The sequence below is a fragment of the Achromobacter sp. ISS7 genome (assembly GCF_056523125.1).
The window spans coordinates 2,824,306-2,850,143 of sequence record NZ_JAWRZD010000001.1; the positions used below are offsets into that span (position 1 = coordinate 2,824,306).

A 25,838-nucleotide genomic window follows, 5' to 3' on the forward strand; every position below is an offset into this window, starting at 1 on the left:
ATTGAATCGACAACAATTTACCCTCGCTCGACGAGAAAAGCTTCAGGCCTCTTTATAACAAGCGGGGCAAATGCGGTACAGGCGCGAAAATACGGGGCTGTGCATCCCACTTTCGCCCCGCTCCGGTGGTCCGTCTGGTCTTCCCGCCTATCCCCCTGCCGCTTTTCAATCAACCACTTGGTCAATAAGGGTATTGAAGGAAGCGCCAAATGAAAAACCCCGAGACACAAGAATGTCTCGGGGTCGTGGGATAGCGCCAGCGTAACGCCAGGCCACTACCCGAATAGGGTTGGTGCGAAGGAGGGGACTCGAACCCCTACACCTGTTACGGCGTCAGGACCTAAACCTGGTGCGTCTACCAATTTCGCCACCTTCGCAAAGGTCAAGCCCGCTATTGTAGCTTGCTTGTTAAAATCTTGCGTCATGAATCCGCGCCTCGATGCCCTGCACCCCTACCCGTTCGAAAAACTGCGCGCCCTGCTGGCCTCGGCCAGCGCGCAGCCGTACGGCCTGACGCCCATCAACCTGTCGATCGGCGAGCCCAAACACGCCGCGCCGGAGCGCGTCGCGCAGGCCATCCGCGACCACATGGGGGGGCTGTCGGTGTACCCGTCGACCAAGGGCGATCCCGCCTTGCGCCAGGCCATCGCCAACTGGCTGGCGTCGCGCTACAGCATCCCGGCGCCGGACGCCGAGACCCAGGTGCTGCCGGCGCTGGGCTCGCGCGAGGCGCTGTTCGCCTTCACCCAGACGGTGATCGATCCGGCGGCCGGGTCGGTGGTGATCTGCCCCAACCCGTTCTACCAGATCTACGAGGGCGCCACGCTGCTGGCCGGCGCCACGCCCTACTACGTCAACGCCGACGCGCTGCGCAATTTCGCCTGCGACTGGAATCAGGTGCCGGACGAGGTCTGGAAAAAGACCCGCATGGTGTTCGTCTGCTCGCCCGGCAACCCGGCCGGCAATGTCATGACGCTGGACGAATGGGAAGACCTGTTCGCCCTGTCGGACCGCCATGGGTTCGTAATCGCCTCCGACGAATGCTATTCCGAGATCTACCTGGACGAAGGCAATCCGCCGCTGGGCGGCCTGCAGGCGGCGCGGCGCCTGGGCCGCGACGACTACCGCAACCTGGTGGCGTTCTCCAGCCTGTCCAAGCGTTCCAACGTGCCGGGCCTGCGCTCGGGTTTCGTGGCGGGCGACGCCGCGCTGATCGGCCGCTTCCTGCGCTATCGCACGTATCATGGCAGCGCCATGAGCCCGCTGGTGTCGGCGGCCAGCATCGCCGCCTGGACCGACGAAGTCCACGTCAAGGACAACCGCCGCCTGTACCGCGAGAAATTCGAGGCCGTGCTGCCGATCCTGCAGAACGTGCTGGACGTCCAGCGTCCCCAGGCCTCGTTCTACCTGTGGGCGGCCACCCCGGGCTCGGATACCGCGTTTGCGCGCGACCTTTATGGCCGTACCGGTGTTACCGTGCTGCCGGGCAGTTTCCTGGCGCGCGAGGCGCACGGCGTGAATCCTGGGCAGGGGCGCGTCCGCCTGGCCCTGGTGGCGCCTTTGGCCGACTGCGTGCAGGCGGCCGAACGCATCGCCCATTTCGTACATACTTCTGTTTGACCAACCTTCTTTCAAAAGCTGAGCCGCTATGACTCTCGACCTGCAGACCACCATCGAAAAAGCCTGGGACGACCGGGCCAACCTGTCGCCCTCCGACGCCAGCGCCGAAGTGCGCGAAGCCGTCGAACACACCATCGACGGGCTGGACCTGGGCCGCCTGCGCGTGGCCGAGAAAATCAACGACGACTGGGTCGTGCACCAGTGGATCAAGAAGGCCGTGCTGCTGTCGTTCCGCCTGTACGACAACGCCATCATGGGCCAGGCCCCGCTGCAGTTCTACGACAAGGTGCCGCTCAAGTTCTCGGAATACGGCGACAACGCCTTCAAGCAAGGCGGCTACCGCGTGGTGCCGCCCGCCGTCGCCCGCCGCGGCGCCTTCATCGGCCGCAACGTGGTGCTGATGCCCTCGTACGTCAACATCGGCGCCTACGTCGATGAAGGCACCATGGTCGACACCTGGGCCACCGTCGGCTCGTGCGCCCAGATCGGCAAGAACGTCCACCTGTCCGGCGGCGTCGGCATCGGCGGCGTGCTCGAGCCGCTGCAGGCCAACCCCACCATCATCGAAGACAACTGCTTCATCGGCGCCCGCTCGGAAGTCGTGGAAGGCGTGATCGTCGAAGAGAACTCGGTGCTGGCCATGGGCGTTTACCTGTCGCAAAGCACCAAGATCTATGACCGCGCCACGGGCAAGGTCACCTACGGCCGCGTGCCGTCGGGTTCGGTGGTGGTGCCGGGCTCGCTGCCCTCGGCCGACGGCTCGCACAGCCTGGCCTGCGCCGTCATCGTCAAGCGTGTCGACGCGCAGACCCGCGCCAAGACCAGCATCAACGATCTGCTGAGGGCGTAAATGTCGGCCAATGTGGTTCTGGATCTGGTCAAGGACCTGATCGCCCGTCCGTCGGTCACCCCGGCTGACGCCGATTGCCAGGCGACGCTGGCCGCGCGCCTGGCGCGCATCGGCTTCACCTGCGAAACCATCGCCCAGGGCGGTGTCACCAACCTGTGGGCGCGCCGTGGCAACACGGCGCCGCTGACGGTCTTCGCCGGCCACACCGACGTGGTGCCGCCGGGTCCGCGCGAGAAGTGGGAAAGCGATCCGTTCGTGCCCACCGAGCGCGACGGCTACCTGTACGGCCGCGGCGCCGCCGACATGAAAAGCTCGATCGCCGCCTTCGTGGTGGCGGCCGAGGAATTCGTGGCGGCCAACCCGCAGCACGGCGGCTCGATCGCCCTGCTGATCACGTCCGACGAGGAAGGTCCGTCGATCGACGGCACCGCCATCGTCTGTGACGCGCTCAAGGCGCGTGGCGAGCAGATGGACTACTGCATCGTCGGCGAACCCACCTCGGGCGACGTGCTCGGCGACACCTGCAAGAACGGTCGCCGCGGCTCGCTGTCGGGCACGTTGACGGTCAAGGGCATCCAGGGCCACGTGGCCTACCCGCACCTGGCGCGCAACCCGGTGCACCAGCTGGCGCCGGCGCTGGCCGAGATCGTCGCGATCGAATGGGACCAGGGCAACGAGTACTTCCCGCCCACCACGTTCCAGGTCTCGAACCTGAACTCGGGCACGGGCGCCACCAACGTGGTGCCGGGCGACGCCGTGGCGCTGTTCAACTTCCGCTTCTCCACCGCCAGCACGCCGGAAGGCCTGCAGGCGCGGGTGCACGAAGTGCTGGACCGCCATGGCCTGGAATATACGCTGGACTGGGACCTGGGCGGCGAGCCCTTCCTGACCCCGCGCGGTTCGCTGACCGATGCGCTGGTCAAGGCCATCCACGCCGAGACCGGCGTGACGGCCGAGCTGTCGACCACAGGCGGCACATCCGACGGCCGCTTCATCGCCAAGATCTGCCCGCAAGTCATCGAGTTCGGCCCTTGCAACGCCACGATCCACAAGGTCAACGAGCGTATCGAGCTGGCCTCGCTGGACCCGCTTAAAAACATCTATCGGCGCACGCTGGAAAACCTCCTGCCCGCCAAGTAAAAAGCCTCCCATGTATCAATCCGCCCGCCAAGAACTGCTGACCCTGCGCGACCTGATCCGCTATGGCGTATCGCGCCTGAATGCCGCCCAGGTGGCGCTGGGACACGGCAGCGACAACGCCTGGGACGAGACGGTCTATCTGGTCCTGCACGCGCTGCACCTGCCGCTGGACACGCTGGAGCCCTTCCTGGACGCCCGCGTGCTCAGCGAGGAACGCAACCGCGTGCTCGAACTGATCGACCGCCGCGTCACCGAGCGTGTGCCGGCCGCCTATCTCACCAATGAGGCCTGGCTGCGCGGGCATCGCTTCTACGTGGACGCGCGCGTCATCGTGCCGCGCTCGCCCATCGCGGAGCTGCTGGACGAAGGCCTGTCGCCCTGGGTACAGGACGCGCAGGCCGTCGACAGCGTGCTGGACATGTGCACCGGCTCGGGCTGCCTGGCGATCCTGTCGGCCCTGGCCTTCCCCTATGCCCAGGTGGACGCCGTCGACGTGTCGCCCGACGCGCTCGAGGTCGCCCGCCGCAACGTCGACGACTACGGCCTGGGCGACCGGCTGGCGCTGCACCAAAGCGATCTGTTCGACAGCCTGCCCGAACGCCAGTACGACGTGATCGTCTGCAACCCGCCCTACGTCAACAGCGGTTCGATGGACGTGCTGCCGCAGGAATACCGCCACGAGCCGCACCTGGCCCTGGCCGGCGGCGCCGACGGCATGGACCTGGTGCGCCGCATCCTGCAGGCGGCCCCGCGCTACCTGTCGGAGAACGGCGTGCTGGTGCTGGAGATCGGCCACGAGCGCGATTTCTTCGACGCCGCCTTCCCTGAACTGTCGCCGGTGTGGCTGGATACGGAAGAAGCCTCCGACCAGCTGCTGTTGCTGACTCGCGAGCAGTTGACGACGTGATCCGCGCCTCTGGATTGACCCTGCGTCGTGGCACCAAGGTGCTGCTGGACGACGCCGAATTCGTGGTGCACCCGGGCGAGCGCGTCGGCATCGTCGGCAAGAACGGCGCCGGCAAATCGTCGCTGTTCGCGCTGCTGACCGGCGCGCTGGACCTGGACGCCGGCAACCTGGCGCTGCCGGCCGGCTGGCGCATCGCCAGCGTCGAACAGGAACTGCATGCCGACGACCGCCCCGCGCGTGAATTCGTCATCGACGGCGACACGCCGCTGCGCGCGCTGCAGGCGCGCCGCGCCGAGCTGACCGACGACCAGGGCACGCAGATCGCCGAGGTCGAAGCGGCCTTGGTCGAGGCCGGCGCCTGGAGCGCGGCCTCGCGCGCCGAGCAGCTACTGGCCGGCCTGGGCTTCAAGCCGGCCGAATGGACGCAGCCGGTGGCGAGTTTCTCCGGCGGCTGGCGCATGCGCCTGGCGCTGGCGCGCGCGCTGATGGCGCCGTCCGAACTGCTGCTGCTGGACGAGCCCACCAACCACCTGGACCTGGACGCCATGCTGTGGCTGGAGAAATGGCTGGCCGCCTATCCCGGCACCGTCATGCTGATCTCCCACGACACCGAGTTCCTGGACGCGGTGGCCAAGTCCATCCTGCATTTCGATCACGCCAAGCTGGTGCGCTACCGCGGCGGCTACGGCGACTTCCTGACGCAGCGCGCCGAGCGCCTGCGCCAGACCAATATCGCCTACGAACGCCAGACCCGCGAAACGGCGCGCCTGCAGGGCTTCATCGACCGCTTCAAGGCCAAGGCCTCCAAGGCCAAGCAGGCCCAGAGCCGGGTCAAGGCCCTGGCGCGCATGCAGGTGCTGGCGCCGCTGCAGGCCGAGGCCGGCATCGACATCCGCATCCCCTCGCCCGAGCAGGTGCCGGACCCGCTGCTGACGCTGGAACACCTGTCGGCCGGCTACACCGACGCGGCCGGCAACGACGTGCCGATCCTGCGCGACGTGACGCTGATGGTGCGCGCCGGCAGCCGCGTCGGCGTGCTGGGCGCCAACGGCGCCGGCAAGAGCACGCTGATCAAGACGCTGGCCGAGGAACTGCCGGTGCAGGCCGGCGAACGCCGCGCCTCGCGCGGGCTGGCGATCGGCTACTTCCACCAGCACCAGCTCGACATGCTGGACGTGGACAGCACGCCGCTGGCGCACCTGGCGCGGCTGTCGCCGGAAACGCGCGAGCAGGAGCTGCGCAATTACCTGGGCGGCTTCGGCTTCTCGGGCGATACGGTCAACAGCAAGGTCGGCCCGATGTCGGGCGGCGAAAAGGCCCGCCTGGCCCTGTCGCTGATCGTCTGGCAAAAGCCCAACCTGCTGCTGCTGGACGAACCCAGCAACCACCTGGACGTCGAGACGCGCGAGGCCCTGGCCGCCGCGCTGGCCGAATTCGGCGGCAGCATGCTGCTGGTGTCGCACGATCGCCACCTGCTGCGCACCACCGTGGACAGCTTCTGGATCGTGGCCGACGGCGCCGTGCGCGAATTCGACGGCGACCTGGAGGACTACCGCGACTGGCTGGCCGCCCGCAACGCCGGCGAACGCGCCGAAGCGGCGCGCGAAAACGCCGAGAACGGCGAGGCCGTGGTCGACCGCAAGGCGCAACGCCGCGCCGAGGCCGAACAGCGCCAACGCCTGTCGGCGCTGCGCAAGCCGCTGGAAGCCAAGCTGTCCAAGGTCGAGACCGAGATGGAGAAGCTGCGCGTCAAGCTGCAGGCGCTGGACGGCGTCATCGCCGACCCGGACCTGTATTCCGATGCGCGCCGCGCCGAACGCCAGAAGGTCATGGCCGAACACGGCGAACACGGCAAGCGCCTGGAAACGCTGGAAGAACAGTGGCTCGAACTGCAGGGCTCGCTGGAAGAAATCGAACAGGGCGAAGCCTGATCGACAAGCGGGCGGCGCGCGCCGTCCGCCCCTCCCCCCTCCCAGGGAAACATGCAATAACAATAATAATTATCATTTATAATATGAAGTGAATCTGACTCTATCTGGCGCCCGCCGTCAGCGACATGTCTTCGCTTACCGATGTATTTATCCGGCACTACCGCGAAGTGCTGGGCTTCCTGGCCATGCGCACCGGCTCGCGCGACGTGGCCCAGGATTGCGCCCAGGACACGTGGATCAAGCTGGCCGAGTTCAAGGACAGAACCCTTCCGGACAACGACCGCGCCTATGTCTTCCGGGTGGCCGCCAACATCGCCACCGACTGGCATCGGCGGCGCGGCCGTGAAATGGTCGCGGTGGCCGATTACGCCGCCGCGCAGCCGCCGGCCTTCGAAGCCGACACGCTCGAAGTCGCCTCGGCCAACCAACTGCTGCGCCGGCTCGAAGCGGCCCTGCTGCGCCAGCCGCGCCGCAGCCTCGACGTATTCGTCCTGCATCGCCACGAAGGCCTGACCTACCGCGCCATCGCCGAACGTTTCGCCATCTCGGTCAGCGCGGTCGAAAAGCACATGATGCGCATCCTGCTGGCCTGCGACCAGGCCCTGACCGCGTGAACAAGGCCGCCGCCCACGGCAACGCCACGGCCGCCGACGAACAGGCCTCGCGCTGGGTCATCCGGCACAGCGGCCAGCCGCTGGACGCGCAGGCGCAGGCGGAATTCGACGCCTGGTACCGCGCCGATCCCCGCCATGCGGCCGCTTACGACCGCCTGGCGCGCATCTGGCGCCGCATGGGCGAGATCGACCGCGGCAAGCTGGCCATCCGCCCGCCGCGCAAACGCCGCGCGGCATTGGCCCTGGCGCTCGTCACGGCCGCGGGCATGGCCGCCTATTCCCTGCGCGACTTCCAGCCGGACGCCGACTATGCCAGCGGCACGCAGCCGCTGCGCGTGGCCCTGCCCGACGGCTCGCGCGCCATCCTGGACGCGCATTCGGCCATCGCCGCGGACTTCGGCCCGGGCAAGCGCGAGGTGCGCCTGCTGTCCGGCCAGGCCCTGTTCGAGGCCACGCCCCGCGGCGCCGACGGCCCCGCCTTCACGGTCGTCACGGCGGACGCCAGCGCCACGGCCCTGGGCACGCGCTACTCGGTCGCACGCGACGCCGACGCGACCCGCGTCACCGTCTACCAGCACCAGGTGGCGGTGCAATGCCTGGCCTGCGCCGACGGGCAGACGCAAACCCTCGAACCCGGGCAACGCATCACGGTCTCGGCCGGCGGCATGATCCGCGACCCGGCGCCGCGCGAAACCGCGCCCGCCTGGAGCCAGGGCCTGCTGGCCTTCAACGACACCGCCCTGCCCGATGCCGCCGCGCAGCTGGCGCGCTACACCGGCAAGCACATCCTGGTGCTGGGCGAACTGGCGCGCGGCACCCGCGTGTCGGGCACGGCGAGCATCGCCGACCCCAAGCGCGCGCTCGACCTGCTGCTGGCGCAGACCAAGGTGGGCATCACCGACCTGCCCGGCCTGCTGATCCTACGCTGAGCGCCTGCCCTCGCAGGCCTGGCAGATCCGGCCCGCCCCCCATGGCGCGACATCGCGACTTCGCGCTGCCGCGCCTGCATGGCCCGCATCGCGGGTGGATCACCTGCCCTGCAATACCCCGCGTTCACGCTCGACGCTCGCGCTATCGCGCGCCCCACATAGCCTCTTCCGCTGGCATTTCCAATCGGTAAATAAGAATCAATATAAATTATTCATCACTTCAGGGATGAGGGAGTTGCGTCCACGCGGCGTCCTACGGCTGACATCAACACAACACAGCGTAGGACGTTTTCATGCCTTTCCCTCTTGACCGCAAATGCCGGCCCGGCGCCTCGGCCGCCCTCCTTTGCGTCATGCTGGCCATTACCGCTCCCGTCGCCGCCCAGCCGCCCGCGCGCACCATCGCGTATGACATTCCCTCGCAGGCGCTGGGCGACGCCCTGCTCTCGCTCGGGCGCCAATCGGGCCTGGAGATCTCGTTCCCGCCAGCCGCCGTGGCGGGCAAGGTGTCGCCCGCGCTGCAAGGCGAGTATTCCGCCCTGCTGGCGCTGGACCGGCTACTGGCCGGGTCCGGCCTGGCGCTGCGCGCCGACGGCCCGGGCCGCTACATCGTCTTCGTCGACAAGACCCATCCGTTCTCGACTTCACGGCTGGAGCCCGTGCGGGTCTATGGCGAACAGGCCGGCGAGCGCATCTATGGCCAGCAGGAAATCGCCGAAACGCCGTCGTCCAACCGCGACCTGAGCACCCTGGTCGCCAGCCACCCGGCGGTGCGCACCAACCCAGGCGCCAGCGGCTCGCAGAACCGCGGCTCGCTCAACGTCGAGGACATCTCCTTCCACGGCTCGAGCCCCTACCAGAACCTGTTCCAGATCGACGGCATCGACGCCACCAACCGCGTCGACCCGGCCAGCAAGAACCTGAACCTGCAGGTCGGCAACGTCCCCAGCAATCCGCAGTCCTACTTCGTCGACACCAGCCTGCTGGAAGCGGTGCGGGTGTACGACAGCTTCGTGCCGGTCGAGTACGGCCGCTTCACCGGAGGCGTGGTGGACGCGCGGCTGCGCCGCTTCTCGGGAGAGAACCACCTGAAGTTCGACTACCGCTGGAACACCTCGAAGATGACGCAGCAGCAGGTGTCGGAAGGCGAGGAGAACAGCTGGGCGCAGGGCCAGCCGGGCTATTCACCCGAGTGGAAAAAGCGCTTCTATTCGGCCGTGGGCGACTTCGCCTTCAACGACAAATCGGGCGTGGTGCTGGCCATGTCGCGCCGCGAATCCGACATCACGCGCTGGAACATGGGAGTGGACGACAAGGGCCAGCCGCAGCAGGGCCAGGACACCTACCGCGACCGCGTCGACAACTTCCTGGGCAAGTTCAGCGTGCGCGCCAGCGCCGACACCACCGCCGACCTGACGCTGAAATACAGCGACCGCAGCGAGACGCTGTCCAGCTACCTGTTCCGCGACACGCATTGGGACAACAACCACGGCGCCTACGGCCTGAGCGGCAACCTCGACCACCTGTTCCAGGGCGGGCGCTTCACGCTGCAGGCCGGCTGGGACCACGCCACCAGCGACCGCCAATCCGTCGGCGACGAACTGGTGACCTACCAGCCCTACAAGCTGCCGCAATACACCGCGGGCGGCTTCGGCAAGGAACAGACGCGGCAGGACACCTGGACCCTGAAGGGCCGCGTCGACCTCGATCCGGTGCGCACCGGCATCTTCACCCACAGCGTGTACGCGGGCGCCGACCTGCAGCAGATCGACGCGGGCTTCAAGCGCTTCCAGGATTCGTATTCGTTCCGCCGCGCCTACAACAACAAGGGCACCTACCAGGACTTCAGCAAGGTCCATTACCTGCCCGGCACGGTCGATGTGAAATACAGCATGGCCAGCGTGTACCTGTCCGACCGCATCGAATGGCAGCGGCTGGCGCTGGACGCCGGGCTGCGCTACGACCGCGAGACCTTCCTGGGCAACAACAACGTGTCGCCGCGCACCCGCCTGGAGTGGGACGTGCTGGGCTCGGGCGATACGCTGCTGAGCGCGGGCTGGTCGCGCTACTACGGCAGCGAAGTGCTGGAGACGGCGCTGGAAGCCGAACGCAGCCGCCTGCGCCGGCAGGTGCTCGACAGCAAGGGCAAGCCCGTGACCGACGGCGGCAAGGAATATTTTGTCGATTACCGCGGCCTGCGCATGCCCTACGACGATGAATGGGCGGTGTCGCTGCGCCAACGCATGGCGGGCATCGAAGGCCTGCTCAGCTACGTGCATCGCAACGGCCGCGACCAATGGACCAAGAGCGGCACGCAGGCCGCGGGCTACACCTATGGCAACGACGGCTTTTCCACCACCGACGGCGTCAGCCTGACGCTGCGCACGCTGGAACCCTGGCGCCTGGGGCCGACGCGGTGGAACATGCAGGCATCGTGGAGCTGGCAGAAGCGCAAGACCAACGGCGACCTGGTCACGGGCTACACCGCCGACGCGCGCGATCCGGATGACCGCGTGATCTACAACGGCTCGGAAATCCGCGCCATCGACTTGCCGCCCAGCACCTTCTACCAACCGCAGGTCGCCTCGCTCACGCTGATCGGCGCCTACCCGCGCGCGGGCCTGACCTGGAGCAACAAGCTGAACTGGCGCAGCAAGCGCGACGCCACTATTTACGTCGGCGTCGGCCCGCGGCCGGAATACCTCGACCGCTACGAATCCGGCGAACTGCCGTCGTACTGGACCTGGGACACCAAGCTGGCGTGGCAGCCGACCTTCGCGCGCAACCTGGAGTTCACGGTAGAGGTGCTGAACCTGCTGAACCGCATGCCCGCGGTCACGGCCAGCAATCCCAACCTGAAGACCAACCGCAGCACGTTCCAATCGGGACGCGAACTGTGGTTGCAGGTGGGGTATCGGTTCTGAATTGCCATCATGCCCACCCGATGACAATCAAGGGATGCGAATCCATATAGATTATTCATCGCGCGAGCACTGAGGTATCGCCATCGTCGCGACGTCCTACGTCTGAATTCACATCACCTGGGACGTATCCATGCCATTCGATGGCAAAGCTCGGCGCCGGACAAGTGTCCGGGCCGTGTTGCTGTACACCGCGCTGGCACTGACCGCCGCCGCGCTCGCCGCCGCCGGCGAGCCGGTGGCCGCCGAACCCTCCGCGCGGCCCGCCTGCCACACCGCCAACGGCTGGGATGCGACCTGCCTGCGAACGCTGTACGACGCACCATCCCGAGCCTGGCCAGCCCCCACGATCGACGCCGGCATCGACTGGCATGAATGGGCGCCAGTCCCGTCCGTCTCCAGCCCCCCGCTGCAATGGACCGCCGCCAACCCCGGCCAGGCCGAGCTGGCCGCCGACGTGGCGCGACCGGCGGTCGTGGCGCTGGGGCAGATGCTGTTCTTCGATACCCGCCTGTCGCGCAAGGGGCAGGTGTCCTGTGCCTCCTGCCACCAGCCTCAGCGCGCGTTCACCGACGGCCTGCCGCTGGCGGTGGGCGAGGACAAGCTGATGGGGCGGCGCCGCTCGACGCCGCTGTATGCCGCGCCGTTCGCGCCGAGCCTGTTCTGGGACGGCCGCGCGGCCACGCTCAAGGAACAGGTGATGGGGCCGCTGCGCGACCCGCGGGAGATGAACCACGACGCTGCCGGGGCGGTGGCGCGGCTGCGGCAGAACGACGTGTATTCGGCGCGCTTCCTCGAGGCGTTCGGCGGCGCGCCGGTGGCGGCATCTACGCCATCCACGCCATCTACGACATCTACGGCAGCTACGGCATCGACCGAGACATCCGCGATCGACGCCGACCGCCTGGCGCGCGCGCTGGCCGCCTACGTGGCCTCGCTGCGGCCGGAGAAGACGCGCTTCGACGATTTCCTGGCCGGCCGCGCCGATGCGCTGGACGACACCGAACTGCTGGGCCTGCACCTGTTCCGCACCCAGGCGCGCTGCATGAACTGCCACAACGGCCCGTTGCTCACCGACCACCAGTTCCACAACATCGGCCTGTCGTTCTATGGCCGCCGCAACCAGGACCTGGGGCGCTACGAGGCCACGCGCGATTCCGCCGACCTGGGCAAGTTCCGCACGCCAAGCCTGCGCAACGTGGCGCAAGCCGGCCCGTGGATGCACAACGGCCTGTTCCCGGACCTGCGGGGGTTGCTGCGGATGTACAACGTCGGCATGGGCCGTGAAACGCCGCCGGCCGATCCGCCGGATCCGTATGCGCCGCGCAAGTCGGAACACATCAGGCCGCTCGACCTGAGCCCGGCCGAGATCGACGCCCTGCTGGCGTTCCTGAAGACCTTGTAATCCGATCCGCCGACAACGCGGCGCTGGGAAAAAGAATGGCCGCGGCAGAGCCGCGGCCATGGAGCTTTCCCTGTGCGGACGGCCATGCCCTGGCGGGCAGCGGCCGTCAGGCGCGCATCACGAGTAGGGACGTTCGCGCAGGCGCGTATGGTGGTCGACCACGGTGTCGATCACCTCGCGCAGGATGGTTTCGGCCAGGGCCGGCGGCACGCCGGCCTCTTCGGCCAGGCGACGGATGCGCTGGACCTGTTGGTCTTCGCGCACCGGGTCCACCAGGTCCATGTCGTTGGCCTGCTTGAGTTCACCGATCATGTCCGTGCAGCGGAAGCGCACGCCGAGCAGCAGGATGATCTGCTGATCGATCTCGTCGACTTCGGCGCGCAGCGATGCCAGTTCGGCTTTCGGGGAGTCTTGATTGGCCATGTCTTTCAACCTTGAACGATATCCAGCTTGGCGATGCCCAGCGCCAGCGTCTTGGCGCCGACATCGCGGAAATGGATTTCCGCCTGGGCGTCCTGCCCCGCGCCGCTCAGGCTGACGATGGTGCCGTCGCCGAAACGCGCGTGGTGCACGCCCTGTCCCACACGATACTGCTTGTCGCCCACCGTGACGCCGGAGACCGTGCCGCGCGGTTGACGCGGCGCAATGGTGTTGGTTGGCTTGCGGCCGAACGCATCGCCGCGGTTGCCGTTCCAGCCGCCGCCGGCGCTCAGGGCGGGCGCCAGGCCGGCCTTGGGCGACAGCCACTTCAGGTGCTGCTCGGGAATTTCATCGAGGAAGCGCGAGCGCATGGCGTAGCGCGTCTGGCCATGCAGCATGCGGCTTTGCGCCAAGCTGATGTACAGGCGCTGGCGCGCGCGGGTGATCGCCACGTACATGAGGCGGCGCTCTTCTTCCAGGCCGGACTGCTCCAGGATGCTGTTCTCGTGCGGGAACAGGCCTTCCTCGAGGCCGGTGATGAAGACGGCGTCGAACTCCAGGCCCTTGGCCGCGTGCACGGTCATGAGCTGCACGGCGTCCTGGCCCTGCTGCGCCTGGTTGTCGCCGGCCTCGAGCGCGGCATGCGACAGGAAGGCCGCCAGCGGCGTCAGGCCGTCGGACACCACCGGCGGCGCGTCGACCACGCCGGGCATCAGCGTGCTGGAGGTGCCCTGGTCGGGCACCACGCCGGCGGGCATGCCGTCGTAGTTTTCCTCGGACGCGAACACCGCCGCGGCGGTGATCAGTTCGTTCAGGTTTTCGAGGCGCTCGGCGCCTTCGCGCTCGGCCTTGTAGTGCGCGTTCAGGCCGCTGGCCTCGAGCATGTGCTCGACCACTTCGGGCAGCGGCAGGTCGCGCGTTTCCTCGATCATGCGATGGATCAGCTGGGCGAACTGGGCCAGGTTGGACCCGCCCTTGCCCGCCACCAGCGCCACGGCCGCGTACAGGCTGGAATCATGCGCGCGGGCCGCGTCGGCCAGCTGTTCCAGCGTGCGCGCGCCGATGCCGCGAGTCGGGAAGTTCACCACCCGCATCCACGAGGTGTCGTCGTGCGGATTGGACATCAGGCGCAGGTAGGCCAGCGCGTGCTTGATTTCCTGGCGCTCGAAGAAGCGCAGGCCGCCATAGACCTTGTACGGGATGCCGGCCGAGAAGATGGCGTGCTCGATCACGCGCGACTGCGCGTTGCTGCGATAGAGCACGGCGATCTCGCGGCGCAGGCTGCCTTCGTGGATCAGCGAGCGGATCTCGTCGACGATCCACTGCGCTTCCATGCCGTCCGAGGGCTGCTCGATGACACGCACCGGTTCGCCTTCGCCCTGGTCGGTCCAGAGGTTCTTGCCCAGGCGGCCGCTATTGTGGCCGATGAGCGCGTTGGCGGAATCCAGGATGTGGCCGTACGAGCGGTAGTTCTGCTCCAGGCGGATCACGGTGCCGTGCGCGTAGTCGCGCTCGAAGTCGGACATGTTGCCGACGTTGGCGCCGCGGAACGCGTAGATGGACTGGTCGTCGTCGCCCACGGCGAAGATCGCCGCGCCGCCGCCGGCCAGCAGCCGCAGCCACTTGTACTGCAGCGTGTTGGTGTCCTGGAACTCGTCGACCAGGATGTGGCGGAAGCGGCGCTGGTAGTGCTCGCGCACCGGCGCGTTGCGCGACAGCAGTTCGTAGGCGCGCAGCAGCAGTTCGGCGAAGTCGACCACGCCTTCGCGCTGGCACTGGGCTTCGTAGAGCTGGTAGATCTCGATCAGGCGGCGGCGGTGCGCGTCATAGGCTTCGACGTCGGCGGGGCGCAGGCCCTCTTCCTTGGCGCCGTTGATGAAGCGCTGCACGTCGCGCGGCGGGTACTTCTCGTCGTCGACGCCATTGGCCTTCATCAGCCGCTTGATGGCGGCGAGCTGGTCGGTGACGTCGAGGATCTGGAAGGTCTGCGGCAGGCCGGCGTCGCGATGATGCGCGCGCAGCATGCGGTTGCACAGGCCGTGAAAGGTGCCGATCCAGAGGCCGCGCGTATCGATCGGCAGGATGGCCGACATGCGCGCCAGCATTTCGCGGGCGGCCTTGTTGGTGAACGTGACTGCCAGCAGCCCAAAAGGCGAAGCCTGGCCGGTTTGAATCAGCCAGGCCATGCGGGTGGTGAGCACCCGGGTCTTGCCGCTGCCCGCCCCGGCCAGGACCAGGGCGTGCTGCGGTTCTAACGTTACTGCGGCGCGTTGTTCAGGATTGAGCTTCTCGAGCATCATGCCGCGTAGCGGCGCAGACGTTGAGCGAATTGCTCGAGCCCGGCGATGCCGCTTTGCTGGGCGCGCTGGCACCAGGCCTGCAGGTCATGGAGGAGCTGTTCGCTGCTGGCGCTGGAGCTTTCCCAGATACGGCCGAGCTCGCGGCGCATCTGCACCAGGGTCGACAGCGACTGGTTCTGGGCAATGGCCTTGTCCACGGCTTCGAGCTGTTCCGGCTGGAGAATGTCCTCGTTGCGGTGGATGGCGCGGCGCACCTTGTGCAGCTTGTTCCAGCCGCAGTCGGCGTTGCCATCCTGGCGCGAGGCCTTCAGCTTGGCCAGCTCTTCGCGGGCGGCGCTCTTGATCACGTCCGCATAGCGGGCCATGACTTCGTAGCGGTGCGTGATCACGCCTTGCAGCGTGCGCAGGTCGATGCCGGTCTTGGAATCATCCAGCTTGAGCTTGGGCGCGACCTTCTTGATCTTGGCCAGGCCCAGGAACTTCAGGATGTTGATGTAGCACCAGCCGATGTCGAATTCGTACCACTTGGCCGAGAACTTGGCCGACGTGCCGTGGGCGTGATGGTTGTTGTGCAGCTCTTCGCCGCCGATCACGATGCCCCAGGGGAACACGTTGGTGCTGGTGTCCGGGCTGTTGTAGTTGCGGTAGCCCCAGTAGTGGCCGATACCGTTGACGACGCCAGCCGCCCAGAAGGGGATCCAGGCCATCTGCACCGCCCACACCGTGACGCCGATCGCGCCGAACAGGGCGATGTCGATGGCGAGCATGGTCAGCACGCCCCACAGGCTGTGCTTGCTGTAGACGTTGCGTTCGAGCCAGTCGTCAGGCGTGCCGTGGCCGAACTTGGCCATGGTTTCCTTGTTGTTGGATTCTTCGCGATAGAGCTCGGCGCCGCGGAACAACACCTTCCAGATGCCGAACAGGATGGGCGAATGGGGATCGCCTTCCTTTTCGCACTTGGCGTGGTGCTTGCGGTGGATCGCAACCCATTCCTTGGTGACCATGCCGGTCGTCATCCAGAGCCAGAAGCGGAAGAAGTGCATCACGGCCGGATGCAGATCCAGGCCCCGGTGCGCCTGGCTGCGGTGCAGGAAGACGGTAACGGACACGATCGTGATGTGCGTCACGACCAGGGTGAAAACGACGACCTGCCACCAAGTCGCTTGGGTCAGACCGCCGGCAATGAAGGAGAGGATGTAATCCATAAAGCTGTAATGAGCCTCGCTTGAAGAGTGCCTGAAGTTTAGCTTACCTTTGCCGCGTTATGACAATGGAGTTTCAAAATAGTTTTTGAGGGAAATCAAGGACTAAGCCCTACTTTTGACCACACGACGGCAGGCGCGCGACCGAGTCGGCGACCCGTGGCGGCGATGACGGCGCGTCCCGGGCCGGGAAGCGCCCACGCCGGGCACTCCGTTTTGGCTACCTTCGGCGATTAAAGTTCCTGTCAGGCTGGGGCGCTGTCTTGCGGGCGCCACGCGTCTGGCGCACACTTCGGTCCGCCATCACCGCCTCTTCCGCCTCACGATGTTCCGCGAAAAAATCCGTCCCCATTTTATTGCCCTCTTGGCCGCCACCGGCCTGGCCGCCGCGGCGCCCACGCATGCCCAGTCGCTGAAAACCGGGGACATTACCGTGCTGGCGTCCTATTACGAGATCCGCGGCTCGGACTGCCTGGCGCTGCGCGCGCCCCGCGTCACCATCACGCTGCAGCCGCGCCTGGGGAGCGCCAGCATCGTCCAGACGCGCGGCCAGTCCAGCGACTCGGGACGTTGCGCATATAAGACAGTGCCGGTGGCGCAACTGGTCTACCAGGCCAACCAACCCGGATCGGATTCGCTGGCCTGGGAAGTGAAATACCAGAATAAGACCATCGGAACGCGCCGCTACAGCGCGACGCTGGGCATCGCGCCGGCTCCCTGAGCCGGCGCGGCGACAGCCGCGCTCAGGAAGCGGGCTTGTCCTGATCCGCCTCGCCGGCCGCTTCGGCCGACGCTTCGGCGGTCACCGGCTCCAGGGTCTCCTGGGCGGCAGGCGCTTCGGCGGTATCGACACCCTCTTCCAGCGGCGCTTCGGCATCGGCCATCGCCTCGGCTTCGCCTTCCGCCGCGGTGGCCGCCTTCTTGCGACGTTCGAACACGGCGGCGAAGAAGCCGTCGGTGCCATGCACGTCCGGGCGCAGCTGGACGTAGGGCCCATCCAGCTTCAGGGTGTCGCAGCGGGCCGCCAGGATCTCGGCCGCGTCCACGCGTTCGAAATCCGGATGGCTCGCCAGGAAGCGGTCGGCCTGCACCTCGTTTTCCTCGGCCAGCAGGCTGCAGGTGGCGTACACCAATCGGCCGCCGGGCGCCACGCAGCGCGCGGCGCTGTTGAGGATGCGTTCCTGCAGCTGGCCCAGTTCGGCCAGCGACTCGGGGTGCTGGCGCCACTTCAGGTCGGGGTTGCGGCGCAGGGTGCCGATACCGCTGCAAGGCGCGTCGACCAGCACGCGCTGGGCCTTGCCGGCCAGGCGCTTGACGCGGGCGTCGTTCTCGCTGTCGATCACCACCGGCACCACGTTCGACAATCCGCTGCGGGCAAAGCGCGGCTTGGCGCGCGCCAGGCGGGCGGCGGAGACGTCGAAGGCGTAGAGGCGGCCGGTCGAACGCATCAGCGCGCCCAGCAACAGGGTCTTGCCACCGGCGCCGGCGCAGAAGTCGATGATCATTTCGCCGCGGCGCGGGGCCACCAGCAGGGCCAGCAGCTGGCTGCCCTCGTCCTGCACCTCGATGCTGCCGTTCTCGAACTGCGGCCAGCGGTTGATGGCCGGGCGGCCTTCCATGCGGATGCCCCAGGGCGAGTACGGCATGGCCACGGGTTCGTAGCGGCCGGCGCTCTGCTGCAGTTCGGTCAGCATGGCGTCGCGCTCGACCTTGAGCGGGTTGACGCGCAGGTCCAGGCTGGCCTGGCGGTTGAGCGCCTCGATCAGGGTTTCAGGGCTTTCCATGGCGCCCAGGCGCTCGTCGAGCCAGTCGGGGATGCTGCCGCGCACGGCGCGGGGCAGCGTCGCCAGGTCGATCTGCAGCACGCGCTGGAGCCATTCGGCCTCGGCGGCGTCCAGGCCTTCCTGCAGCGCTTCCGTGCCCAGGGTGGCGGCCAGGCCGAGGATGGCCAGGCGGCGCGAGGCCGGCCCGACGCCGCTTTCGCCGAACTGGCGGTAGCGGCGCAGGTGGCGCAGCACGTCGTAGACGGCTTCGGCGACCTCGGAACGGTCGCGCGCGCCCAGGCCGGGGTGGCCACGCAGCCAGTGCGACAAGGCGGCATCGGCCGGGTAGGTCCATTGCAGGATCTCGCCCAGCACGCGCTGCACCTGGTCGATGCGGCTGGCGGCGTACGACAGGCGCGGACGGTTGAATTGCGGCTTTTGCGGGGCGGCGTCGCGCTGGCCATGGCCTTCGCGGCGCTCGGACCCGTGGGAACCGCGTTCGCCATCACGGCCTTCGCCGCGCGGGGCGCCGTAGGAAGGACGCGAGTCGGAGCGGCCGTAACCTTCGCGACGCTCCGAACCAAAAGAGCCACGTTCGCCGCCACGGCCTTCGCCACGCGAAGAGTCATAGGACGGGCGCGAATCCGGACGGCCGTAACCTTCGCGGCGCTCAGAACCGAAGGAAGCGCGTTCGCCGCCACGGCCTTCGCCGCGCGGGGCGCCGTAGGACGGACGCGAATCCGGGCGGCCCTGGCCTTCACGGCGATCCGAGTTGTAGGAACCGCGTTCGCTACCGCGACCTTCGCCGCGCGGGGCGCCGTAGGACGGACGCGAATCCGGGCGGCCCTGGCCTTCGCGGCGATCCGAGTTGTAGGAACCGCGTTCGCCGCCACGGCCTTCACCACGCGGGGCGCCGTAGGACGGGCGCGAATCCGGGCGGCCGTGGCCTTCGCGGCGATCCGAGTTGTAGGAACCGCGCTCACCGCCACGGCCTTCGCCGCGGCCGCCCTCGTAGGAGGGACGCGGCGTCGGGCGGCCCGAGCCTTCGCGACGGTCGCCGAAGGCAGCGCGTTCGCCGCGACCTTCGCCGCGCGGCGCGTCATAGGACGGGCGCGGGTTCGGGCGGCTGTCGCGGCGCTCGTCCGGACGGCTGTCACGGCCTTCGCGGTCACCGGCGGCGCGCTCGCCGCGGGGCGGGCGTTCCTGCGCGCTGCGGGCCTCGCCCTTGGGACGCGAGAAGAAGGACCGGCCGTCGCGGCCTTCGGCTGCCGGACGGGAACGCGGAGATTGGGGTTTGCTCATGGTGTATTCCAGTGGGGCGGCCAGACGCCGCCCGATAAAAGCGATTCAGGGGCCGTCGGGCGGCCCGCGGTGCGCAACGGCGGCGCTCAAGCCGCCGCGGACCAGGTGAACAGGCGGTCAGGATCGCCCTGCACGTCCACCCGGTGGTCATTCGTCAGGGTAACCCGGCCTTCGGCCAGCCAGCGCACGGCGGTCGGAAAAGCCTGGTGTTCGACTTCCAGCACGCGCTCGGCCAGCATTTCGGGGGTATCGCCGGCCAGGACCGGCACGCAGCCCTGGGCGATGATGGGCCCGTGATCCAGCACCGGCGTCACGAAATGCACGGTGCAGCCATGCACCCGCACGCCGGTTGCCAGCGCCTGGGCGTGGGTGTGCAGCCCGGGGAACGCGGGCAGCAGCGAAGGATGGATGTTGACCAGGCGGCCGCTGAAGCGGTTGACGAAGCCGGGGGTCAGCACCCGCATGAAGCCGGCCAGGATGACGTAATCCGGCGCGTGCAGGTCGATTTCAGCGGCCAGCGCGGCGTCGAAGGCCTCGCGGCTGGCATAGTCCTTGTGGTACAGCGCCGCGGTGGCAATGCCCTGGGCGGCGGCCCATTCCAGGCCGGCGGCGTCCGGCCGGCTGGCGATCACGGCGGCGATGCTGGCCGGCCAACCCTGTTGGCGACAGGCCTCGACCAGCGCCTGCATGTTGCTGCCCCGTCCCGAGATCAGGATGACGATGCGGCGCGTTGTAGTAGATGTTTCCGGCAAGATGAGCGATCCAAATTGGGGATGACGAACAATCCCGTAATCCAAAATTGTAAACTCTCGCTCGTGAAACCACCGCTGCGCATCTACCGATCCCTTCCGCCGCCCGCCCAGCGCGCTCCCAGCGCGCTGACCATCGGCAATTTCGACGGCGTCCACCGAGGACACCAGGCCATGCTGGCGCGGGTCTGCCAGGTCGCGCGCGACCGCGGCCTGACGCCGGCCGTGATGACCTTCGAACCACACCCGCGCGAGTACTTCGCCACGCTGAACCAGCGTCCCGAGCTGGCGCCGACCCGCATATCCGGACTGCGCGACAAGCTGGCGGCGCTGGCGCGCTACGGCGTTTCGCAGGTGGTGGTCGAGCGATTCAACGCCCGGCTGGCCGAAATGTCGGCCAACGCCTTCATCGAGAACCTGCTGGTCCACGGCCTGGACACCAAATGGCTGCTGGTGGGCGAGGACTTCCGCTTCGGTCACAAGCGCAGCGGCGACATCGACCTGCTGCGCGAAGCCGGCCTGCGCCATGGCTTCGAGGTGCAGACCCTGGCCGACGTCACCGACCGCCACGGCCACCGCATTTCCAGCTCGGAGGTGCGCACCGCCCTGGCGGTGGGCGACCTGGACCGGGCCCGCCACCTGCTGGGACACCCCTTCCATATCAGCGGCCACGTGATCCACGGCCAGAAGCTGGGCCGCACCCTGGGCTTTCCGACCATGAACCTGCGGGTGGCCGAGCGTTGCGCGGCCCGTTCCGGCATTTACGTGGTGCAGGTCTACGGCCTGGCCGAGCGCGCCCTGCCGGCAGTGGCCAGCCTGGGCGTGCGCCCGACCGTAGAGGACCGCGGCCGCGTGCTGCTCGAGGCGCACCTGCTCGACGAGACCGTCAACGCATACGGTAAACTCGTGCGTGTCGAGTTCCTGCAAAAGCTGCGGGACGAAGAAAAATTTCCTGACCTCCCTTCCCTGACTGCCGCCATCGCCGAAGACGCGCGAAACGCGCGCGCCTATTTTGCCGTTCATGGACTATAAAAAGACCCTCAACCTGCCCGATACCCCCTTCCCCATGCGGGGCGACCTCGCCAAGCGCGAGCCCGCCTGGATTGCGCAGTGGGAGGAAAACCACGTCTACCAGGCGATCCGCGCCGCCAGCCGCAGCCGTCCGCGCTTCGTGCTGCACGACGGCCCGCCCTATGCCAACGGTGACATCCACATCGGCCACGCGGTCAACAAGATCCTGAAGGACATCATCGTCAAGAGCCGCAACATGGCCGGCTATGACGCGCACTACGTGCCGGGCTGGGATTGCCACGGCATGCCGATCGAGATCCAGATCGAGAAGAAGTACGGCAAGCACCTGCCCGTGGCCGAAGTGCAGTCCAAGGCACGCGCCTACGCGCTCGAGCAGATCGACCGCCAGCGCAAGGACTTCAAGCGCCTGGGCGTGCTGGGCGAGTGGGATCGTCCCTACATGACGATGAACTTCAGCAATGAAGCCGACGAGATCCGCGTGCTGGGCCGTATCCTGGACAAGGGCTACGTGTTCCGCGGCCTCAAGCCCGTGAACTGGTGTTTCGACTGTGGCTCGGCACTGGCCGAGGCCGAGGTCGAGTACGCCGACCGCGTCGACCCGGCGGTGGACGTGGCCTTCCCGTTCGCCGAGCACGACAAGCTGGCCAAGGCCTTCGGCCTGGACAAGGTCGACGACGGCGCCATCGTCATCTGGACCACCACGCCCTGGACCATCCCGTCCAACCAGGCGCTGAACCTGCACCCCGAAATCGAATACGCGCTGGTGCGCGTGTCGCCCGCGCCCAAGTTCGGCCCGCTGCTGCTGATCGCGCGCGACCGCGTCGAAGCCTGCCTGAAGGGCTGGAACCTGGAAGGCGAAGTCATCGCCACCGCGCCGGGCGCAGCGCTGTCGGGCATCGAGTTCCGCCACCCGCTGGCGCAGTTCGAGGCAGCCTACGACCGCAAGGCGCCGGTGTACCTGGGCGACTACGTCACGGCCGACTCCGGCACCGGCGTGGTGCACTCGGCTCCCGCCTACGGTATCGAGGACTTCATCTCGTGCAAAGAGCACGGCATGAAGGACACCGACTTCATCAGCCCGGTCATGGGCGACGGCAAGTACGTCGACAGCCTGGCGCTGTTCGGCGGCCTGTCGATCTGGGACGCCAACCCCAAGATCGTCGAGGCCCTGAAGGAAGCCGGCGCGCTGATGCACGTGGAAAAGCACAAGCACAGCTACATGCACTGCTGGCGCCACAAGACGCCGATCATCTACCGCGCCACCAGCCAGTGGTTCGCCGGCATGGACGTGCAGCCCAAGGACGGCGGCCCGACCCTGCGCGAATCGGCGCTGGCCGGCATCGATGCCACGGCCTTCTACCCGGCCTGGGGCCGCGCCCGCCTGCACGCCATGATCGCCAACCGTCCGGACTGGACCCTGTCGCGCCAGCGCCAGTGGGGCACGCCGATGGCCTTCTTCGTGCACAAGGAAACCGGCGCGCTGCATCCGCGCACGTCCGAATTGCTGGAACAGGTGGCGCAACGCGTCGAGCAAGGCGGCATCGAAGCCTGGCAGACGCTGGACCCGCGCGAACTGCTGGGCGACGAAGCCGACCAATACGAAAAGAACCGCGACACGCTGGACGTGTGGTTCGACTCGGGCAGCACCCACGCCACCGTGCTGGGCGGCAAGGACGGCGATTTCGCCGGCTCGCACGGCGCCGAACTGGGCTGGCCCGCCGATCTCTACCTGGAAGGTTCCGACCAGCACCGCGGCTGGTTCCACTCGTCGCTGCTGACCGGCTGCATGCTGTACGGCCAGCCGCCCTACAAGGCCCTGCTGACGCACGGCTTCGTGGTGGACGGCCAGGGCCGCAAGATGAGCAAGTCGGTCGGCAACGTGATCGCGCCGCAGAAGGTGTCCGATTCGCTGGGCGCCGAGATCCTGCGCCTGTGGGTCGCGTCCACCGACTACTCGGGCGAGCTGTCGATCTCCGACGAGATCCTCAAGCGCGTGGTCGAGGGCTACCGCCGCATCCGCAACACGCTGCGCTTCCTGCTGGCCAACCTGGCCGACTTCGACGCCGTGTCGCAGGCCGTGCCCTACGGTGACCTGTTCGAGATCGACCGCTACGCGCTGGCCATGACGGCGCAGATGCAGGCCGAGGTGCAGGGCCACTACGAGCGCTACGACTTCCACCCGGCGGTGTCGCGCCTGCAGACGTTCTGCTCGGAAGACCTGGGCGCGTTCTACCTGGATATCCTGAAGGACCGCCTGTACACCTCGAAGGTGGACAGCGTCGCCCGCCGCTCGGCCCAGACCGCGCTGCTGGACATCACCCAGACGCTGCTCAAGCTGATGGCGCCGATCCTGTCGTTCACGGCCGAAGAGGCCTGGAAGGAACTGGTCGGCTCGGCCCTGAAACACCAGGCCGACGCCGCCCGCGTCACCATCTTCACCGAGGTCTACCACGCGCTGCCGCCGTTCGCGGACGCCGAGGCCCTGTCGGCCAAGTGGACGCGCCTGCGCGCCATCCGCGCCGAAGTCCAGCGCAAGCTGGAAGAAGTGCGCACGGCCGGCGACATCGGTTCGTCGCTGCAGGCCGAGGTCGACCTGTACGCCAGCGGCGAAGACCAGCAACTGCTGGCCAGCCTGGGCGACGACCTGCGCTTCGTGCTGATCGTCTCGCGCGCCACGGTGCACGCCGGCGAAGGCGAGACCCGCATCGACGTGACGCCGTCCAGGCACAAGAAGTGCGAGCGCTGCTGGCACTGGCGCCTGGACGTGGGCCAGGATCCGGATCACCCCGAGATCTGCGGCCGCTGCGTGTCCAACCTGTTCGGCTCGGGCGAAGCCCGCGACAAGGCCTGAGCATGGCGGGCCCCCACGGCACCGCCGCCGCGGCTCCCGCCAGCGCCCCGCCCGCACGGGTGGGCCGCTGGCTGGCGCTGGCCCTGGCGATCATCGTCCTGGACCAGCTGACCAAGGTGTACTTCAACACCTCGTACCAGTACGGCGAGCGCCTGAACCTGCTGCCGTTCTTCGACTTCACGCTGCTGTACAACCGCGGCGCGGCGTTCAGCTTCCTGGCGTCCGAGGAAGGCTGGCAGCGCTGGCTGTTCACCGGCCTGGGCATCGTGGCCGCGGTGGTCATCACCGTGATCCTGCGCCGCACCCGCGGCCAGCCGCGCTTCTGCCTGGCGCTGACGCTGATCCTGGGCGGCGCCATCGGCAACGTGATCGACCGGGTGGTGTATGGCCACGTGGTGGACTTCCTGCTGTTCTACTGGCGCGACTGGTATTTCCCGGCCTTCAACCTGGCGGACGTGGGGATCAGTTGCGGCGCCGTGCTGCTGGTGCTGGACGAACTGCTACGGGCCCGCAAACCGCGCGCCTGAGCCCTCGCCCGCCCCCCCTTTCAAAACCCGGCCCCTGGCCGGGTTTTTGCCTATTTGAGGCCCCCTGCACACATGGCGAACGGCGCGATGCGGCAATGCGGAATAAAATCACTGTCCGTTCCCTGATTCGACGGCATCCAAACGCCGTCCGACGCCCATGCTAGACCTCGCCCGCAAACGCATCGTCCTCGGCCTGACCGGCGGCATCGCCTGCTACAAAATCGCCGAGCTGGTGCGGCGCATGACCGAACAAGGCGCCGTCGTCGACGTGGTGATGACCGAAGCGGCCACGCACTTCATCACGCCGGTGACCATGCAGGCCCTGTCCGGCCGCCCGGTGTTCGTCGATGCCTGGGACCCGCGGGTGCCCAACAACATGGCGCACATCGACCTGACGCGCGGCGCCGACGCCGTGCTGATCGCGCCGGCCAGCACCGACTTCATGGCCAAGCTGGCGCACGGCATGGCCGACGACCTGCTGTCGACGCTGTGCGTGGCGCGCGCCTGCCCGCTGCTGGTGGCGCCCGCCATGAACCGCGAGATGTGGGCCAACCCGGCCACCCAGCGCAACGTGGCGCAGCTGCGCGCCGACGGCATCAGCATCCTGGGCCCGTCGGCCGGCGAACAGGCCTGTGGCGAGACCGGCGACGGCCGCATGCTCGAAGCCCATGAAATCCTGACCGACCTGATCGCCTTCTTCCAGCCCAAGCTGCTGGCCGGCCGCCACGTGCTGCTGACTGCCGGCCCCACGTCCGAGCCGGTCGACCCTGTGCGCGTGCTAAGCAACCGTTCGTCGGGCAAGACCGGCTACGCCCTGGCGCGGGCCGCGCGCGAGGCTGGCGCCCGCGTCACGCTGATCACCGGCGCCACCGCCCTGCCCGTGCCGCGCGGCGTAACCGCCCTGTCGGTGATGACCGCGCGCCAGATGCATGACGCGGTGATGGCCAGCGCGGCCGACGCCGATATCTTCATCGCCGTGGCGGCGGTGGCCGACTGGCGCGTCAAGAACGTCAGCAACCAGAAGCTCAAAAAGACCAGCGAGGGCGGCGGCGCGCCGCAGATGGAATTCGAGCCCAATCCCGACATCCTGGCCGAAGTGGCCAAGCTGCAGGACGGGCCGTGGTGCGTGGGCTTCGCGGCCGAGACCGAGAAACTGGCCGAGCACGCCGAAGCCAAGCGCCAGCGCAAGGGCATCCCGCTGCTGGTGGGCAACCTGGCGCACAAGGTCATGGACGCCGACACCACCGAGCTGGTGCTGTTCGATGCGCAAGGCGCGCACCCGCTGCCGGCGGCCGACAAGCTGGACGCCGCGCGCCGCCTGATCGCCGAGATCGCGGCGCGGCTGCCTGGCTGAACCGGGTCCGCCGCCAGGCCG

At 67.9% G+C, this 25,838-nt stretch carries 19 protein-coding genes and 1 tRNA gene; 14 read left to right on the forward strand and 6 right to left on the reverse strand.

The window, feature by feature from the left end; genetic code table 11:
- Positions 1-290: 290 nt before the first annotated feature.
- Positions 291-377 (reverse strand) — tRNA-Leu (locus AC1HFW_RS12685).
- A 46-nt stretch (positions 378-423) separates the two neighbouring features.
- Between AC1HFW_RS12685 and dapC the strand changes: the two genes are divergently transcribed.
- From dapC to AC1HFW_RS12730, 9 genes are all read left to right on the forward strand, one after another.
- The gene (gene dapC, locus AC1HFW_RS12690; protein WP_479283680.1) at positions 424-1,620 is read left to right on the forward strand and encodes a succinyldiaminopimelate transaminase; all 1,197 of its coding nucleotides are present in this window, start codon (positions 424-426) and stop codon (positions 1,618-1,620) included.
- Positions 1,621-1,648: 28 nt separating this feature from the next.
- On the forward strand, positions 1,649-2,470 hold the full coding sequence (gene dapD, locus AC1HFW_RS12695; protein ID WP_006395964.1) for a 2,3,4,5-tetrahydropyridine-2,6-dicarboxylate N-succinyltransferase: 822 nt from the start codon (positions 1,649-1,651) through the stop codon (positions 2,468-2,470).
- Entirely contained in the window at positions 2,471-3,610 is a 1,140-nt protein-coding gene (dapE, locus tag AC1HFW_RS12700; RefSeq protein WP_238891501.1) for a succinyl-diaminopimelate desuccinylase, read from the forward strand.
- Positions 3,611-3,620: 10 nt separating this feature from the next.
- A complete protein-coding gene (gene prmB, locus AC1HFW_RS12705) occupies positions 3,621-4,517 on the forward strand; it encodes a 50S ribosomal protein L3 N(5)-glutamine methyltransferase (protein WP_479283682.1) in 897 nt (298 codons plus the stop codon).
- Positions 4,514-6,448 carry an ABC-F family ATP-binding cassette domain-containing protein gene (locus AC1HFW_RS12710; RefSeq protein WP_479283684.1) on the forward strand — a complete coding sequence of 645 codons (1,935 nt, stop codon included), beginning with the start codon at positions 4,514-4,516 and terminating at the stop codon, positions 6,446-6,448. Before prmB ends, AC1HFW_RS12710 begins: the two co-directional genes overlap by 4 nt.
- Before the next feature lie 125 nt (positions 6,449-6,573).
- Entirely contained in the window at positions 6,574-7,062 is a 489-nt protein-coding gene (locus AC1HFW_RS12715; RefSeq protein ID WP_479283687.1) for an RNA polymerase sigma factor, read from the forward strand.
- Complete coding sequence (locus AC1HFW_RS12720; protein ID WP_479283689.1) at positions 7,059-7,991, forward strand: FecR family protein; 933 nt, start codon at positions 7,059-7,061, stop codon at positions 7,989-7,991. The genes AC1HFW_RS12715 and AC1HFW_RS12720 overlap by 4 nt, the downstream gene beginning before the upstream one ends.
- A gap of 353 nt (positions 7,992-8,344) precedes the next feature.
- Positions 8,345-10,915 carry a TonB-dependent receptor plug domain-containing protein gene (locus AC1HFW_RS12725; protein WP_479286498.1) on the forward strand — a complete coding sequence of 857 codons (2,571 nt, stop codon included), beginning with the start codon at positions 8,345-8,347 and terminating at the stop codon, positions 10,913-10,915.
- A gap of 175 nt (positions 10,916-11,090) precedes the next feature.
- Positions 11,091-12,317, forward strand: coding sequence for a cytochrome-c peroxidase (locus tag AC1HFW_RS12730; RefSeq protein WP_479283690.1), 1,227 nt, complete (start codon positions 11,091-11,093; stop codon positions 12,315-12,317).
- A gap of 117 nt (positions 12,318-12,434) precedes the next feature.
- On the opposite strand, the gene AC1HFW_RS12735 is transcribed toward AC1HFW_RS12730, so the two are convergent.
- Genes AC1HFW_RS12735 through AC1HFW_RS12745 form a run of 3 tightly spaced genes read right to left on the reverse strand, consistent with a single transcriptional unit; the run spans position 12,435 to position 16,242 of the window.
- Positions 12,435-12,740, reverse strand: a complete 306-nt coding sequence (locus tag AC1HFW_RS12735; RefSeq protein ID WP_006384334.1) for a chorismate mutase — start codon at positions 12,738-12,740, stop codon at positions 12,435-12,437.
- Positions 12,741-12,745: 5 nt separating this feature from the next.
- Positions 12,746-15,037 (reverse strand): UvrD-helicase domain-containing protein, encoded by a 2,292-nt coding sequence (locus tag AC1HFW_RS12740; protein WP_479283692.1) that lies wholly within the window; start codon positions 15,035-15,037, stop codon positions 12,746-12,748.
- On the reverse strand, positions 15,034-16,242 hold the full coding sequence (locus AC1HFW_RS12745; RefSeq protein ID WP_006395975.1) for a DesA family fatty acid desaturase: 1,209 nt from the start codon (positions 16,240-16,242) through the stop codon (positions 15,034-15,036). The genes AC1HFW_RS12740 and AC1HFW_RS12745 overlap by 4 nt, the downstream gene beginning before the upstream one ends.
- Before the next feature lie 322 nt (positions 16,243-16,564).
- Here AC1HFW_RS12745 and AC1HFW_RS12750 point away from each other — a divergent pair, with 322 nt between their 5' ends.
- Positions 16,565-16,960 (forward strand): hypothetical protein, encoded by a 396-nt coding sequence (locus tag AC1HFW_RS12750; protein WP_006395976.1) that lies wholly within the window; start codon positions 16,565-16,567, stop codon positions 16,958-16,960.
- 22 nt (positions 16,961-16,982) lie between these two features.
- Here AC1HFW_RS12750 and AC1HFW_RS12755 read toward each other — a convergent pair whose 3' ends face one another.
- The gene (locus AC1HFW_RS12755; RefSeq protein WP_479286499.1) at positions 16,983-18,377 is read right to left on the reverse strand and encodes an RsmB/NOP family class I SAM-dependent RNA methyltransferase; all 1,395 of its coding nucleotides are present in this window, start codon (positions 18,375-18,377) and stop codon (positions 16,983-16,985) included.
- A 1,013-nt stretch (positions 18,378-19,390) separates the two neighbouring features.
- Positions 19,391-20,056 carry a phosphoribosylglycinamide formyltransferase gene (purN, locus tag AC1HFW_RS12760; RefSeq protein WP_035360580.1) on the reverse strand — a complete coding sequence of 222 codons (666 nt, stop codon included), beginning with the start codon at positions 20,054-20,056 and terminating at the stop codon, positions 19,391-19,393.
- Positions 20,057-20,119: 63 nt separating this feature from the next.
- Between purN and AC1HFW_RS12765 the strand changes: the two genes are divergently transcribed.
- The 4 genes from AC1HFW_RS12765 (at position 20,120) to coaBC (ending at position 25,817) form a co-directional block, all read left to right on the forward strand.
- Positions 20,120-21,085 carry a bifunctional riboflavin kinase/FAD synthetase gene (locus AC1HFW_RS12765; protein ID WP_006395980.1) on the forward strand — a complete coding sequence of 322 codons (966 nt, stop codon included), beginning with the start codon at positions 20,120-20,122 and terminating at the stop codon, positions 21,083-21,085.
- Positions 21,075-23,936: an isoleucine--tRNA ligase gene (gene ileS / locus AC1HFW_RS12770; protein ID WP_479283694.1), complete on the forward strand. Its 2,862-nt coding sequence runs from the start codon at positions 21,075-21,077 to the stop codon at positions 23,934-23,936. The genes AC1HFW_RS12765 and ileS overlap by 11 nt, the downstream gene beginning before the upstream one ends.
- 2 nt (positions 23,937-23,938) lie before the next feature.
- Positions 23,939-24,463, forward strand: coding sequence for a signal peptidase II (lspA, locus tag AC1HFW_RS12775; protein ID WP_061074174.1), 525 nt, complete (start codon positions 23,939-23,941; stop codon positions 24,461-24,463).
- A gap of 157 nt (positions 24,464-24,620) precedes the next feature.
- The gene (gene coaBC / locus AC1HFW_RS12780) at positions 24,621-25,817 is read left to right on the forward strand and encodes a bifunctional phosphopantothenoylcysteine decarboxylase/phosphopantothenate--cysteine ligase CoaBC (RefSeq protein WP_006395983.1); all 1,197 of its coding nucleotides are present in this window, start codon (positions 24,621-24,623) and stop codon (positions 25,815-25,817) included.
- The last annotated feature ends 21 nt before the right edge of the window (positions 25,818-25,838 follow it).

What these genes read in the sequence shown, in the direction of transcription:
- dapD (WP_006395964.1), top strand. Translation starts at nt 1,649, where the DNA reads ATGACTCTCGACCTGCAGACCACCATCGAAAAAGCCTGGGACGACCGG.
- dapC (WP_479283680.1), top strand. Translation starts at nt 424, where the DNA reads ATGAATCCGCGCCTCGATGCCCTGCACCCCTACCCGTTCGAAAAACTG.
- ileS (WP_479283694.1), top strand. Translation starts at nt 21,075, where the DNA reads ATGGACTATAAAAAGACCCTCAACCTGCCCGATACCCCCTTCCCCATG.
- AC1HFW_RS12740 (WP_479283692.1), bottom strand. Translation starts at nt 15,037, where the DNA reads ATGATGCTCGAGAAGCTCAATCCTGAACAACGCGCCGCAGTAACGTTA.
- AC1HFW_RS12750 (WP_006395976.1), top strand. Translation starts at nt 16,565, where the DNA reads ATGTTCCGCGAAAAAATCCGTCCCCATTTTATTGCCCTCTTGGCCGCC.
- lspA (WP_061074174.1), top strand. Translation starts at nt 23,939, where the DNA reads ATGGCGGGCCCCCACGGCACCGCCGCCGCGGCTCCCGCCAGCGCCCCG.
- dapE (WP_238891501.1), top strand. Translation starts at nt 2,471, where the DNA reads ATGTCGGCCAATGTGGTTCTGGATCTGGTCAAGGACCTGATCGCCCGT.
- AC1HFW_RS12725 (WP_479286498.1), top strand. Translation starts at nt 8,345, where the DNA reads ATGCTGGCCATTACCGCTCCCGTCGCCGCCCAGCCGCCCGCGCGCACC.
- prmB (WP_479283682.1), top strand. Translation starts at nt 3,621, where the DNA reads ATGTATCAATCCGCCCGCCAAGAACTGCTGACCCTGCGCGACCTGATC.
- AC1HFW_RS12715 (WP_479283687.1), top strand. Translation starts at nt 6,574, where the DNA reads ATGTCTTCGCTTACCGATGTATTTATCCGGCACTACCGCGAAGTGCTG.
- AC1HFW_RS12745 (WP_006395975.1), bottom strand. Translation starts at nt 16,242, where the DNA reads ATGGATTACATCCTCTCCTTCATTGCCGGCGGTCTGACCCAAGCGACT.
- coaBC (WP_006395983.1), top strand. Translation starts at nt 24,621, where the DNA reads ATGCTAGACCTCGCCCGCAAACGCATCGTCCTCGGCCTGACCGGCGGC.
- AC1HFW_RS12735 (WP_006384334.1), bottom strand. Translation starts at nt 12,740, where the DNA reads ATGGCCAATCAAGACTCCCCGAAAGCCGAACTGGCATCGCTGCGCGCC.